We start from the raw sequence: 12,276 nt of genomic DNA, 5'->3' as shown, positions 1-12,276 counted from the left end.
GGCAAGGCCGCCTCATCAACAGGCCGGATATATGGCAGCAACCTGTCCCTCATCAACCTCTGTGCCTTGGCAAACGGGGAGGAGACCATATATGTCCTTCCGTGGACTCCGTGGCAAATGTCTCTTCTGTTGTCATTTCCGCGTCCTTCCGCGGATTCAGCGGCCCCATTACCGTCAGTAATGATACCGGCAGGAAATCACGGTGATGGCATGGTCGTCGGCGGCGTAAACCAGTCGGTTCGTGTCGTCGATGCGCCGCGACCAGAAACCCGCCAGGTTTTCCTTCAGTGGTTCGGGCTTTCCGATCCCTTCGAAAGGCGATCGTTTGGTGTCTTCAATCAGACGATTGATACGTTTCAGCGTTTTTTTGTCCTGGCCCTGCCAGTAGAGGTAGTCCTGCCAGGATTCATCCGTCCAGCAGATCAATCGTTCACTCATCCGCTACCTTGTGCTCGCTGACATGACCCGCCCGGTACTGGGCAATCGAGCGGGACAGGTGATCGGCGTTGGCCGGGGACCGCAGCAGATGGACGGTTTCCATGAGGCTGTTGTACTGATCCAACGACATGACCACAGCGTCTTCCGCGTCGCGGCGGGTGATCACCGTGCTGTCTGCGTCATTCACGACACCATCGAGCACGGCCTTCAAGCCGTTGCGGGCTTCAGTGAAGGAGATGATTTTCATAGCGCCTCCGGCGTGTTGATCGTGCCAGGGTAGTGTATCCCGACCACCTCCCACATGTACAGGTAAATGGACAGGTATCAAGACAACTAAACAGGATGAGTTCGCCGCGGAAGAACGCGGAAGGGCGGAAATGACGGTTTTAATGTTTTAAGGTCTGAAGGTTTTAAAGTCGGAAGGTATTCAACCGTAGCCGATGTCTCCGACTTCGGAGCAGCCTGAAAGGCTGCCGGATTCCCGGGAACGGCCCGGGGCAGCAGTTGTAGGAGCTTGCCTGCAAGCGACGGATTCAGGTGCGATCCAGGGACGCGTCGGTGTATCGGGTCGCGAGCAAGCTCGCTCCTACATTAGCGGGCCATGTTGTCGGGAGATCAGTGGTCGTCCTTCGGACGACTCCGAAGTCGGAGACATCGGCTACAAATGCCCTCTTTCAGACCTTCAAACTTTAAAACCTTCAAACCTTCTTTTTCCGCCCGAAGGGCGGTTGCCGTTCTCTCAGAGCGTTCGTTCCTGCCGGAACCGCTCCCAGTCCGCCAGCTCGTCCACATCCCATCGCGGTTCAAGGGTGACGACAGAGAGCCCGACGATTTTCAGCTGTTCGACGGTCTGTGCCAGGGCCCGGTCCGTCCCCCACTCGATGCCATCGAGCATGCCGGTGGCGGTTCGCGTTGCGCCGATGAGCACGAAGCCACCGTCATCCGAGGGCCCAAGTACGACGTCGGACTGCGTCAGTGCGGATTCCGCCTGCGCCAGGTAGCTGGCGTCCACCGAGGGGCAGTCACTGCCGACGATGATGGCTTTCCCATACCCCTCCGCCAGCCCATCACGGAGCGCATTCGCCATGCGTGCCCCCAGGTCCCTGCCCTGTTGGATACCCTGCTGGACGCTCTCCCGGGCGATGGCCACTTCGATGGGTGCCGCTGAGGCCGGCGGTGTCGTCAGCGGGCGGTCCCACAGAAAGCGGACCGGGCAGCCACTACGCACCAGCTCTCGCAGCACGGCCATGGTGAGCTGAATATGGGCATTGAGTGCCCCTTTTTCGCCAAGCTGAGCGGCCAGTCGTGTTTTGACACGCCCTTTTTCAGGCCACTTGGCGAATTGCACCAGCAGGAGGTTCGCCGGATCAGAGATCGGGATTGGTTTTGGCATGAGAGACGGTGGTCGGTTCCGGTTTCGGGGATACGGCCTGGCCTGGGTAGTATTGCGCCACCAGCTTCGCGGGATCGTCACCGCGCCAGTATCGCCATCGTAAGCGCCACATGGTCAGGATGGTCCGCCAGGCGCCGTGCTTTTCCCATCGACGACTGTCCGTCACGACGGGGGAGCCGATGCAATAAGGGCGGGAGTATGGCAGGAGCCGCTGACTGAACGACACATCCTCCATCAGCGGGATGGACTCAAAGCCGCCGACTTCGTCGAAGACCGCACGGCGGACAAACAGAGCCTGATCGCCGGTGGCAATCCCCGTCAGCCGGGACCGCCCGTTCATGAAGGCCGCGATGACCCGGTACAGCGGTCGGCGGCCGCTAAGGCGCACATCAAACCGCCCCCAGACCGCCAGGCTGCCAACAAATCGCTCCAACTGTGCCAACGCATCATCAGGCAGGCGGGTATCGGCATGGAGAAAGATCAGCACTTCGCCGCCGGCAATGGATGCCCCGGCGTTCATCTGATGCGATCTTCCCGGAGACTCCACCAGCACGCGGTCACTCAGCGGCCTGGCCTTCTCAACCGTATCGTCCGTACTGCCGCCATCCACGACAATGACCTCATGACCGCTGTCGCGCCAGGACGATAACGCACGCAGAGCGGCCTCAATCCCGGCCGATTCATTGAGAACCGGTATAATGATGGACGCGTGGAGCGGGAGGGCCACAGGCTGCTTCTCCAGGAAACGATCAGGGCTTGGGGTCAGACGAAACGGTATCAGGATGCGTCCGATTCGCAAAGCACCGCCGTTCCGGTTGAGCCGCTTATCCGGGGCCGGTATCATGCGCCTTCGCCGTGATGCCCCCGTAGCTCAGCTGGATAGAGCAATCGCCTCCTAAGCGATAGGTCGCAGGTTCAAGTCCTGCCGGGGGTACCACCTCCTGAACTCTCCACTCTGGTTGTTCTGACGCTCAGACCACCCGATCCGCTGGCAACAGCCGCCGTCACAGAGGACGGTTTATTCCATTTTATTCACGGCAATCCCAAGTGCTTTCAGCCGCTGCCTAACGATCGGGCGGGAGAAGCCGTTTATCCGTTGACCACCAATAACGAGAAATGGTGTCCCCTTACCGCCGAGCCGCTCAAACGTCCTCCGCGCCCGCTGGGAGGCTGTGATGTCGAACTCAAGGTAGGCAATATGGTGGTCGCGGAAATACGTCTTGGCAGCCATGCAACCGGGGCAGAACGGCTGGGAGAACAGAACGACACGCGATGATTTCGCGTTGCTGCTCTGATCATTGGCTTCGACAGCCTGCGGACTGCTGGCCAGCATCCCCAGCAAAGCCATGAGGACTGGGACGAAGGCCAGCCTGCGTGTCGACTTACCGGAAAAAAGTACGGCTGCCTGTTCTGCTGTGAGACGGGACATCGTCATTCCCACCCCTGCCGCACTCCGGCGTCCCGGTTCTCCTCGTATACCACCAGTTCGACCGCCTGCGCCTCCCGGCGCAAGTGCAAGTCCTTGCTCACACTGGTATAGGTCGACACGAGGTATGGTACGCAATACGTCAGCACGACTTTGAGCCAGTTTATCGGCGTATCAGTGGTGATCGCTTCCCATTGATTAATCACCGTCAGAAGCGTGCCCACGACCGCCGCGAGCTTTACCGCTCGCCAGGGCGTGCCGTGACCGACCGCAAGCTGGCAGGCTTCTCCACAGCGGCGGATCGGCGCCAACAATCTCCTCGACAATGCCATCAGAGCCTCGAAACCAGAATGTCGTTACTGAAGGAACCACTGAAAGGCGCGTTCCGTCTCAGCTGTTTTAAGATCGTCGGGGCGAACAAGAAGGATGTCAACGGCTTGCCCGCCACCAGGGAAACCAATTCGCTGGCCCGGGAAAACAGCGTCCAGCTCTTTTCCCAACGATTTAAGCGCCATTTCAGGCGTTAACAAAGTCGCCACCACCAGAGGGGCGCCAGGCCATTTCCTTTTTGACCAGTTTCAACACCTCACCGAAGCTCCCTGCCTCTGACGTCACACTAATGGAAACCACCACGACCTTCCGAACCAGGAACTATGATCGGGGCGGCTTGTCCGTAGAGCGATCACTCAAAAACGACCTCAAGGAGAACTGAATGCCCAAACAATTACCGCTCGCTCTATTGCTGCTTCGTCTCGGTATCTTTGTCGTCTTCCTGGTCTGGACTCTGGACAAGCTGATTCAGCCGGAACATGCTGCGAAGGTCTTCAGCGCCTTCTACGGCCTTGGGAACCTCGGTGAAACCGTTTTTTATCTCATCGGTGCTGCCCAACTACTCCTCGTTCTGGCGTTTGTGGCAGGGGTTCTGAAAACCTGGACCTATGGCGCAATCCTGATCTTCCATGCCGTATCCACACTGTCGGCCTTCGGAAAATATCTCCAGCCCTTCGACAACCTTCTGTTTTTCGCCGCCTGGCCGATGCTTGCCGCCTGTGCCGCCCTGTTTCTGCTCCGGGACTACGATACCCTGATCCTGTCCCGTAAACCGGTGTCGGCAAGCGTCTGATCGATCTGTAACACAGCTCCCAGTCGTGTGTCGGTACTTTCAATGACACCAGACACACGACCGGAGTCCGTGATGTTCCTGAGATGGCTTTCGAGGCGCCTGGTCGCCTACCTCTCCAAACAGATCCAGTGCCATTCCGTCCGTACCTCGACCTGGGAGGCCATACAGGCCACCATCAAGCCCGGCGACGTCCTACTGGTGGAAGGCGATACGAGAATCAGTACCGCGATCAAATATCTGACCCAATCCACCTGGTCGCATGCGGCACTTTACCTCGGTCCCGATGCGGGGCTGGAAACCGGCGAAAGCGGCGAGTCCCATGTACTGGTCGAAGCGGATCTGGAGGCCGGCATCCGTTCACTGCCATTATCGTTCTACCGAAACAATCATACCCGTATCTGTCGGCCTCTCGGGCTCAGTGAGGAAGATATCGCAACGCTGACCACTTACTCCAAAAGCCGACTCGGGCATCAGTACGACCTGAAAAACGTGTGGGACCTGGCCCGCTACCTCTGTCCGACACCGCCGGTGCCGACCCGTTACCGACGATCCATGCTGGCTCTGGGCAGTGGCGACCCCTCGCGGGCCATCTGCTCCACCTTTATAGCGCAGGGCTTTCAGAGCATTCGGTATCCGATTCTGCCCGTCCAGCTGGACGAACCGAGTGATAGCGCGATCGCCGGGACCTGGCAACGGGCGTCGTTTCAGGTTCGGCACCATTCCCTGTTCACTCCCCGGGACTTCGATGCGTCCCCCTACTTCGAGGTGATCAAACCCACGCTGGCGCAGGGATTCGACTTCCGGCAACTCCGTTGGGTGGATTAAGCGGTTGGTTCATCAACCACCATCATTCTGACCAGCCAAGAATCCTCCCGGCTCCGGGCGGTCCAGCAGGAACCCCTGCATTTCGTCACTGCCGGCAAGGGCCAACCAGCTCGCCTGATCCTCTGTCTCAACACCCTCGGCAATCACATCGCACCCCATGCTATGGGCCATGGAGATGATGGTTCTGCACAAGGCCGCATCCTGTGCGTTCTCAGGCAGCCCCGTCACGAACGTTCGGTCAATCTTGATCCGCGAAACCGGGAGTGCCTTGAGATAGGCCAGCGACGAATAGCCCGTACCGAAATCGTCCACGGCCAGCGCAAGACCCAGCTCCCGGAAACGGTTCAGGGTGGCCATGGCCCGCTCAACATCCGCCATCAACGCCGTTTCAGTGATTTCCAGTTCAAGCTGGTCGGCACTCACGCCGAAGTACGCCAACTGATGGGCGATGCGGTCGGCGAACCCCTCGTCGTGCAACTGCAATGCGGACACATTGATCGCCATCCGCCCCGTAAAACCCTGGTCAACCCATTGCCTTAATGTGGCCACCGATTCCTCAAGAACCCAGTCGCCAATACCGACAATCAGCCCGGTTTCCTCCGCCAGTGGGATGAACTCGGCGGGTGACACCGGTCCAAGCACCGGATCATGCCAGCGCAGAAGCGCTTCGTAGCCGGCGCAGCGCCTCAGACGATCGAACTGCCCCTGATAATGCAGCTGCAGATGCCGATTCTCGATCGCCGATTTCAGGCGTCGTATCAGCTCATGTCTGTGATGGATCTGGTCGCCGAACTCCGGGGTGAAGAATTCCACCTTTCGGTTCGGGGATTTTTTCGCCCGGTGCATGGCGATTTCCGCGTCACTGAGCAATGTCCGAGCATCGTTAGCGTCCAGGACGGGCACGGCGACACCGGCGCAGACCTCACACTCGTACTGGGCCTGCCCGACCTGTACAGGCTCTTCACAGGCTTCAATAATCACCGAGATCCAGGCGTCCATACTCTCGGAAGCAATTCGCCCCTGAGGCTTCACCAGCAATCCGAAGACATCGCCGCCCAGCCGGGCCACGTGACCATGATCCGGACTGAAACGGGCAACCCGGCGGGCGATTTCCTGTAACACATGGTCGCCGATCTCGTGCCCCGCCAGACCATTGAGCGCCTGAAAGTCGTTCAGACCGAGAACCAGAAGTGCCTCCTTTCGCCCCTCTTCCCGAGACACTTCCCAAAAATAACGATCCAGTTGTTCTTCAAAAAGATTCCGGTTCGCCAGTCCCGTCAGCTGGTCATAAAGGGTCCGTGTTTCCAGCTCCTGTTCGGTTTCTCGGAGGGTCCGGGTGCGATCATCAAGCAGCCGGTCCAGTTCCTTGTTGAGAGTCTGCAAACGGGACAGGTAGGAGGCATTCTGTTTCAGGGTACTATTGAACGCGCTCTCCACTTCACCAAACTCATCACAGCGCCCGGCGGGCGTCAGATACCTTAGAGGGTTCTCGGCATCGTCGCCGGCGCGCGCGATGCGGTCACGCAGTTTGAGAAGCGGCGAGAGCATCATCCGGTCCACGACGAACATGGTCACTACCGTCACAAAGACAGCGATCAGGAGGGACAGCCCGAGAATTCGGAACACAAACGCCACCAGCTCGGAATCCACATGACCGACATCCACCCGGGCGACGGCCTGATACGCGCCAAGTGTCGGGTCGTCACTCCAGGACAGGTCGATCATTCCCTCGGCTGTTCTGGGCGCTAACCGAAGCAGGCCTGCAGCCGGATGGGGAACATCAACGACCTCACCCGCCTCATAGCTTATGCCGTCCCGCCACAGCGAGATACCGGTCAGCGGACTACTGGCGACGAGTGATTCAAGATCAGATTTCGTGATCTCCTGGCCCTCGGCACTCTGCACAAAGGTCGTGACCGCCTGACGGGCCACATCGACCTGATGACGTAGCAAATCCTCTTCGTAATTACGGTACGACGGAATGAGAATGGCGATCTCAATGACCAGAATGGCCAGAAAGGCCGCGGCCGTCAGATTGCGACACAACCGGCAGCCTGCCAGCTGCCTGGCCCAGTCAAAAAATGATCGCTTAGCAAACGGTTGACCGTTTCCGGTTATTCCCTCAACCGGCGCATCCGCTTTAAGTCCTCCGATCGATTTCATACCGTCCCGCCACTTTTTGCTTGTATACCGGGGGACACCCGGCAGACAACAACATTACAAAAAAAGGTGGGGCGAAGCCCCACCCTTTTCCGAGGACGCACCGTTTGGGGCAAATCCGGTCAGCGGTCGTCGATGTACTCCTGCTGTTGCATCCGGGCGTACTCCGTCAGTGCAGCCAATTCCTCCGAACTCCATTCAAGGGGTTCTGTCGCCATCGGCGCGACCATGCAGATCTGGACCATTTCATCCAGATAGACCATGTCCATGCCGAAGTCTCGCTTACCCATGGCCACTTCATGCGGGTATTCTTCTGTGAACGTCGCGTTGTAACCGGCACCATTGACGTGGCACGTGGCACAGGCCAGCCCGTTCGACGACAGGTTTTTATCGTTGAAGAGCTGCTTCCCTTTCTCTCTCAGATCCGCGACATTACCCTGATACGGCTGATAATTATCAGGTCGGCTCACCAATTCCCGGCGCTTTGCCTTTGAGCCGCCGCCCTCGGCTTCGCCTTCAGCCTCCCCTTCTGCTTCACCTTCTGCTTCACCTTCGGCCTCGCCTTCTGCTTCGGCCTCTGCTTCTCCCTCGGCTTTACCCTCAGCTTCGCCCTCCGGATAACCCTCGGCCTCTCCTTCCCCGGACGCTTCCGCCTCACCCTGTGCGGCAGCCGCCTCGGGAATCCATCCAGATGCCGGACCGAGACCGGTATTAAACCCGGTAACGGCGACCACCGACATGACCGGAACGGACACCATCAGGTTTCTGGAAAGTTTGCTTAACAGCCGTTTCCGTTTGTCATTTGTCGACATTTGTGCAACCTCCGGTTGTATTGTCATTTTCTGGGGTTCGGGTCTGTCACGCAGACCTTCCAAGCACGGACACCCCTGCCGCGCATTGATGTGTTTCCGGGTGACCCGGCCAGTACCTGACAGTCAGCTTCGCCTGCGTTAGGCGGATATGAGTCAGGCTGACCGTGGCCCGACCTTTGCGTTTCATGGCAATAGCGACACTGCCGGGTCACCCTTGTTTGATCGTTGTTCCGCAGCGCGAAAATGACACCGTGATCGTTCGCAGCAATCCAGGTGCCGCCACCGACCGGATCTTTTGGCATCACTGTGTTAATACCGCCGCGACACTCCATGACCGGTGGCAAGGCCTCCGGGCGGCAAAGTGACTCGTCCCTGTTAAAAACCAGGTCCAGCCCGGTTGTTGAGTACTGCCAGCTCAGAGTGCACATATCTCAGGCACTTCGAGCCATCGGACGTTGCTGCCTTTGCAAGTGGCGTAACGTAGAGGGGTGAACACCAAACTCGTCGCTGATTTCCACCCCGGCCTGTTCCGCCAACATGCCGATGATCGCCATGTGATGAATGGTATGACTGGCCAGAAACACCAACTCACGGTCCACACTGGTCGCAATGACCTGCCCCTGTTCGTCGCTCGTGTGCAACATGGCAAGCTCTGCTGAGTCGTGTTCCACGAACCGGCGGCGCAGCGAGTGAAGGATTGCTGACAGCTGATTGGCCCCAGCGCGACAATCGGTTTCCAATGACTGATCCCGGTCTCGATTTTCATAGTCAAGCAGCCCCTTCGGGGACGCTGTGGCGGAAAGAAGGGCGCTGTAGTGATCGATAATGTGCCGGACATGCTTACCAATCGCATGCCGCCCGCGCTGCCCGAAACTCTGCCGGTACAGATTATTGGGCAAATGCGTCAGCAGCTCGATAAGCTGCCCAATGGCATGGGCATTCTCTTCAACAATGTCATTCAACATATCGTTTTTCCCAGGGCGCGTTTGATTCATGGCATCCACCCAAGTCTCGCTGGTCCATCACTCACGAAATCGTTAAAAATGGCCGCTAGTGTCTCGTCTGGTTAATTCGCTGACTTACTGAGCCATTGAAAGGTCTGAGAGCAAGGCGCGATGGCGACGGTTTGGTGGTTCCAAATCGAGTCAGCGCAACGCGGCTATCAGACCTTTCAAGGGCTCCCGAAGGGCGCGCCGCTGACGGCTCTGAAGCGGCGTTGTCAGCCCTTGACGGGGAGTGACCCCGCCTGCGGACTGACGCCTTGCCCAGAACCGTCAGAGGCACGCAGTAAGTCAGCGAATTAACCAGACGAGACACTAGGCACCAGACTCACTGGTGCCCAACAGGCACTGGCTCAGCCTTCGGCTTCGGCCTCGCCTTCTCCTTCAGCTTCTCCTTCTCCTTCAGCTTCTCCTTCAGCTTCTCCTTCAGCCTCTCCTTCTGCTTCGCCGTAGCCACTATGTCCGGCTTCAGCTTCGGCTTCCGCCTCACCGGCCGCGAGCATCAGATAATCCGAGTCGGCGTCAGCGACAGACGCAGACGCGCTGAACGCCGAGGCACCCATCACAGCGGCGACCATTGGGCCGGTATAGGCCATACCCCGTGCGAGCTTGCCGAGTAACTTCTGCTTCTGTGTTCGTCTGGACATCACATGTCCTCCTTGGTGGTCAAATGACTGCCAGGCCCCACAGGCCAGGCACTTCTACGCTCCGGGTCGCAGAACGCGATGCTCAGCGGCCCCCGGATGCCTTCTGCAGTGTCTGTTCAAAACACTTGCCTGATAATGTCGCCGCAGCGGCCTCAAGATGATTCATGTTCACGAGGAAGCACTGTCTTTCCTCAAGCCAATCCGCGAGCCTGGCGAACTCGTCGGTGTCCAGTGGTCGACCGTTTTCGGCACAGCAGACCGGTAAAAGGTGTTTAAGGCTCTCATTCACCGTCAGAGCCTGGATGCCGCCGTCTCCAAGAGCGGCTTCACTCGGCACGAGCACAGCCGTTGTCCGACCGGCCGCCCCCGTTATGCCGGAGTGCGCTGGGCGGAACGACTCGGTCCGATCACTGCCCTGCAAAGGAAGGCCAAGGCCTTCCACAACACCTCCTGAAGTGGCTTTCAGGAGTGCGCCGCGCCCGCACGGAACTCCCCATTGCTCATGCAGCCCCAGGGTCAGAGAATCGCGCAACGACGAGTCTGAATGGCTGACCAGAACCGCTTCATCACCGGAATCACCGATAAGACCGGCATCCATGGCAATGTCGCCGTGAGTGGCGGCTTGCGTTGCAAAACAGCGGACAATGGCCGGAACAACCTCAGCCAACGGCAAGCGGGAGCGAATCACCTGCCCCTCCAGAATCAGTGTGAAACCCGGTGTGTCACGAACCACCTCCAGTCTTGGCAGTGAGTCGTTCGGTGCCTCATCGGGCCGTGTCATCGGTTCGAGCAACTTGCCAATCCGGTGGACCAACGGTGCACTGTCAGCCAGAAAACGGGCTCGGAAACGGCCACAGGAGACCACCATCGACATCACCGTGGCGGCGTTAGGGAGCGAAGACTGCCCGGATTCCGATGGCCCCTGATCGGTCGGTTGCCCATCCGACTGAATCAGAAAGCGGTTGTTGACCCAGTCCGCCAGGGTGTTCCAGACGTCGTTGCGAATGGCCCATGCATCCGGGGCGGTCGGCATGCTTTTGGCCGCGGAATCCACCAGCGCTGAAGCAATGTCATCGGGGCCGGCGCCCTCGGTGGCCATCAGCCAGATCAGCGACGCCGTCTCGTTCAGGCTGCTCAGATGGCCCAGGCCAGTGTCGTAAAGGTAAACCTGGTCTTCGCTGAATGTTTCCTCTGCACACCAGCGCTCCAGGCATGGCTGTTTGAGAGGCTTATCGCAGAGCGCTTGTGCCACCACCCAGTCGGACAGACGGGGTAAGGCCATAAATGGCAGGTAGGAGAATGGGTCGCTTCCCGGAATCAGGTTTCTGAAGCCACCGCTGTTGGCGATTTCATCCTGGGTTTCGCGGACAACCTGCTCCGCGCCTGACGCATTGGTGTCGCCTGCCGGAGGGCGATTCAGCCCCAACATTTCCACCATGTCCGCAACGATCGAGCCTTTTATACCTTCCTCAACATCACCACCGCTCTCCGGCCCGGCGCAGACTTCAAGTGACGGGCTGAGATTGCATTCCAGCACCCAGGGCTTGAGATCCTGATCAATGAGGCAGTCGATTCCCATGAGCTCATAACAGCCCCGGGTATCGGCTCCGACGACCCTGGAACGCTCGCGCATGGGCTCAAGGGCGGACAGACACGTCAGGGCAACCATGTCCTCGATGCGGGCAAACAGGGCGTCATCATCGTGGCCCTGCTCACGGAGCCAGGCCCGGTAACGCTCGAAGTCCACGAATTCCACGGGCACTTCGGCATCCAGATTCAGCGCGTTGACATCGGGGTTCGTGAGATAGCTATAGGGATTGTTCGCGTTTTCTTCGTCATAAGGCATGGACGCCAGCTTGGCGAAACCCTGGCGATACAGGTAAACCCGGAACGGGGAGACGGAGGAAACGAGCACATAGAGCCGCAGGACATACTTCCTGCCATGCATGGTATGCGGATTTTCCAGATACTCCTGAACCATCCAGGATGAATCCACAGGCACATCGGCCGGATCATCGACCAACTGAATGCCCTTACCGCGAGCCGCATTCTTGGGCTTGAGTATCCAGCGTTTCTCTGGATTGGCGAGCGCGGCCTCCTGGAATGCATTATAATCCGCGGGCATGGCGAAAACCTGCGGTACAAACGTCAGACGATCACTCAGGTGGTGACTGCCCTTCTCCTGACGCTGGACCCGATCACGCAAGCTCATAAGGCTCTGGTAAAGGCGGCTTTTCACCGTCAGGGCGTTGTTCCCAGGTATGTGATTGATCGTCCGACCCGGACCAACCCCACTGAAATACTCCGGATCGGGCATTCCGGTGTACCAGCAGGCATCCCATTGTTCCGGGCCCTCGGCCTTTTGCCAGAGGGATGGATCAAGGGATTCCTCAAAGAACCGATCCTGCTCATGGGATCGGTTGCCGCCCGTCCAGTAGTATCGAGTCATCG

13 protein-coding genes and 1 tRNA gene are annotated in these 12,276 nt (G+C 58.7%); 3 read left to right on the top strand and 11 right to left on the bottom strand.

Annotation, left to right across the window (positions count from 1 at the left end; genetic code table 11):
- Positions 1 to 174: 174 nt before the first annotated feature.
- The 4 genes from C8D92_RS15040 to C8D92_RS15025 all read right to left on the bottom strand — a co-directional run bounded on the left by C8D92_RS15040 (position 175) and on the right by C8D92_RS15025 (position 2,675).
- A complete protein-coding gene (locus tag C8D92_RS15040; RefSeq protein WP_116919864.1) occupies positions 175 to 438 on the bottom strand; it encodes a Txe/YoeB family addiction module toxin in 264 nt (87 codons plus the stop codon).
- The gene (locus tag C8D92_RS15035; RefSeq protein ID WP_095609582.1) at positions 431 to 685 is read right to left on the bottom strand and encodes a type II toxin-antitoxin system Phd/YefM family antitoxin; all 255 of its coding nucleotides are present in this window, start codon (positions 683 to 685) and stop codon (positions 431 to 433) included. Before C8D92_RS15035 ends, C8D92_RS15040 begins: the two co-directional genes overlap by 8 nt.
- Positions 686 to 1,177: 492 nt before the next feature.
- Entirely contained in the window at positions 1,178 to 1,831 is a 654-nt protein-coding gene (locus C8D92_RS15030) for a TIGR04282 family arsenosugar biosynthesis glycosyltransferase (protein ID WP_243402474.1), read from the bottom strand.
- Entirely contained in the window at positions 1,806 to 2,675 is an 870-nt protein-coding gene (locus C8D92_RS15025) for a TIGR04283 family arsenosugar biosynthesis glycosyltransferase (protein ID WP_207775197.1), read from the bottom strand. The genes C8D92_RS15030 and C8D92_RS15025 overlap by 26 nt, the downstream gene beginning before the upstream one ends.
- Positions 2,676 to 2,691: 16 nt before the next feature.
- On the opposite strand from C8D92_RS15025, the gene C8D92_RS15020 reads away from it, so the two are divergent.
- Positions 2,692 to 2,768 (top strand) — tRNA-Arg (locus tag C8D92_RS15020).
- An 81-nt stretch (positions 2,769 to 2,849) separates the two neighbouring features.
- Here the strand turns inward: C8D92_RS15020 and C8D92_RS15015 are convergent.
- Together C8D92_RS15015 and nrtS are read right to left on the bottom strand one after the other, a co-directional pair.
- Positions 2,850 to 3,266, bottom strand: a complete 417-nt coding sequence (locus C8D92_RS15015; RefSeq protein WP_243402473.1) for a glutaredoxin family protein — start codon at positions 3,264 to 3,266, stop codon at positions 2,850 to 2,852.
- Positions 3,263 to 3,568 (bottom strand): nitrate/nitrite transporter NrtS, encoded by a 306-nt coding sequence (gene nrtS / locus C8D92_RS15010; RefSeq protein WP_243402472.1) that lies wholly within the window; start codon positions 3,566 to 3,568, stop codon positions 3,263 to 3,265. Before nrtS ends, C8D92_RS15015 begins: the two co-directional genes overlap by 4 nt.
- A 401-nt stretch (positions 3,569 to 3,969) precedes the next feature.
- Between nrtS and C8D92_RS15000 the strand changes: the two genes are divergently transcribed.
- Entirely contained in the window at positions 3,970 to 4,380 is a 411-nt protein-coding gene (locus C8D92_RS15000) for a hypothetical protein (protein WP_095611732.1), read from the top strand.
- Positions 4,381 to 4,452: 72 nt separating this feature from the next.
- Complete coding sequence (locus tag C8D92_RS14995; protein ID WP_095611731.1) at positions 4,453 to 5,205, top strand: YiiX/YebB-like N1pC/P60 family cysteine hydrolase; 753 nt, start codon at positions 4,453 to 4,455, stop codon at positions 5,203 to 5,205.
- Between the two features lie 12 nt (positions 5,206 to 5,217).
- Here the strand turns inward: C8D92_RS14995 and C8D92_RS14990 are convergent, their stop codons facing one another.
- From C8D92_RS14990 to C8D92_RS14965, 5 genes are all read right to left on the bottom strand, one after another.
- Positions 5,218 to 7,251: a putative bifunctional diguanylate cyclase/phosphodiesterase gene (locus tag C8D92_RS14990; protein ID WP_228151248.1), complete on the bottom strand. Its 2,034-nt coding sequence runs from the start codon at positions 7,249 to 7,251 to the stop codon at positions 5,218 to 5,220.
- Between the two features lie 236 nt (positions 7,252 to 7,487).
- Entirely contained in the window at positions 7,488 to 8,177 is a 690-nt protein-coding gene (locus C8D92_RS14985; protein WP_116919867.1) for a cytochrome c peroxidase, read from the bottom strand.
- A 431-nt stretch (positions 8,178 to 8,608) separates the two neighbouring features.
- Positions 8,609 to 9,142: a DinB family protein gene (locus C8D92_RS14975; RefSeq protein ID WP_243402471.1), complete on the bottom strand. Its 534-nt coding sequence runs from the start codon at positions 9,140 to 9,142 to the stop codon at positions 8,609 to 8,611.
- A 389-nt stretch (positions 9,143 to 9,531) separates the two neighbouring features.
- Positions 9,532 to 9,825 (bottom strand): hypothetical protein, encoded by a 294-nt coding sequence (locus C8D92_RS14970; protein ID WP_116919861.1) that lies wholly within the window; start codon positions 9,823 to 9,825, stop codon positions 9,532 to 9,534.
- Between the two features lie 82 nt (positions 9,826 to 9,907).
- Positions 9,908 to 12,274 carry a PqqD family peptide modification chaperone gene (locus C8D92_RS14965; protein ID WP_116919860.1) on the bottom strand — a complete coding sequence of 789 codons (2,367 nt, stop codon included), beginning with the start codon at positions 12,272 to 12,274 and terminating at the stop codon, positions 9,908 to 9,910.
- Between the last annotated feature and the right edge of the window lie 2 nt (positions 12,275 to 12,276).

The organism is Tamilnaduibacter salinus, assembly GCF_003096655.1.
Taxonomy (GTDB): Bacteria; Pseudomonadota; Gammaproteobacteria; order Pseudomonadales; family Oleiphilaceae; genus Tamilnaduibacter; species Tamilnaduibacter salinus.
Note: the sequence above shows the minus strand (reverse complement) of the source record. Positions and strands in the feature narration are given on the sequence as shown.

What these genes read in the sequence shown, in the direction of transcription:
- C8D92_RS14975 (WP_243402471.1), bottom strand. Translation starts at nt 9,142, where the DNA reads ATGTTGAATGACATTGTTGAAGAGAATGCCCATGCCATTGGGCAGCTT.
- C8D92_RS15030 (WP_243402474.1), bottom strand. Translation starts at nt 1,831, where the DNA reads ATGCCAAAACCAATCCCGATCTCTGATCCGGCGAACCTCCTGCTGGTG.
- C8D92_RS15000 (WP_095611732.1), top strand. Translation starts at nt 3,970, where the DNA reads ATGCCCAAACAATTACCGCTCGCTCTATTGCTGCTTCGTCTCGGTATC.
- C8D92_RS14995 (WP_095611731.1), top strand. Translation starts at nt 4,453, where the DNA reads ATGTTCCTGAGATGGCTTTCGAGGCGCCTGGTCGCCTACCTCTCCAAA.
- C8D92_RS15035 (WP_095609582.1), bottom strand. Translation starts at nt 685, where the DNA reads ATGAAAATCATCTCCTTCACTGAAGCCCGCAACGGCTTGAAGGCCGTG.
- C8D92_RS15015 (WP_243402473.1), bottom strand. Translation starts at nt 3,266, where the DNA reads ATGACGATGTCCCGTCTCACAGCAGAACAGGCAGCCGTACTTTTTTCC.
- C8D92_RS14985 (WP_116919867.1), bottom strand. Translation starts at nt 8,177, where the DNA reads ATGTCGACAAATGACAAACGGAAACGGCTGTTAAGCAAACTTTCCAGA.
- C8D92_RS14970 (WP_116919861.1), bottom strand. Translation starts at nt 9,825, where the DNA reads ATGTCCAGACGAACACAGAAGCAGAAGTTACTCGGCAAGCTCGCACGG.
- C8D92_RS15040 (WP_116919864.1), bottom strand. Translation starts at nt 438, where the DNA reads ATGAGTGAACGATTGATCTGCTGGACGGATGAATCCTGGCAGGACTAC.
- C8D92_RS14965 (WP_116919860.1), bottom strand. Translation starts at nt 12,274, where the DNA reads ATGACTCGATACTACTGGACGGGCGGCAACCGATCCCATGAGCAGGAT.
- C8D92_RS15025 (WP_207775197.1), bottom strand. Translation starts at nt 2,675, where the DNA reads ATGATACCGGCCCCGGATAAGCGGCTCAACCGGAACGGCGGTGCTTTG.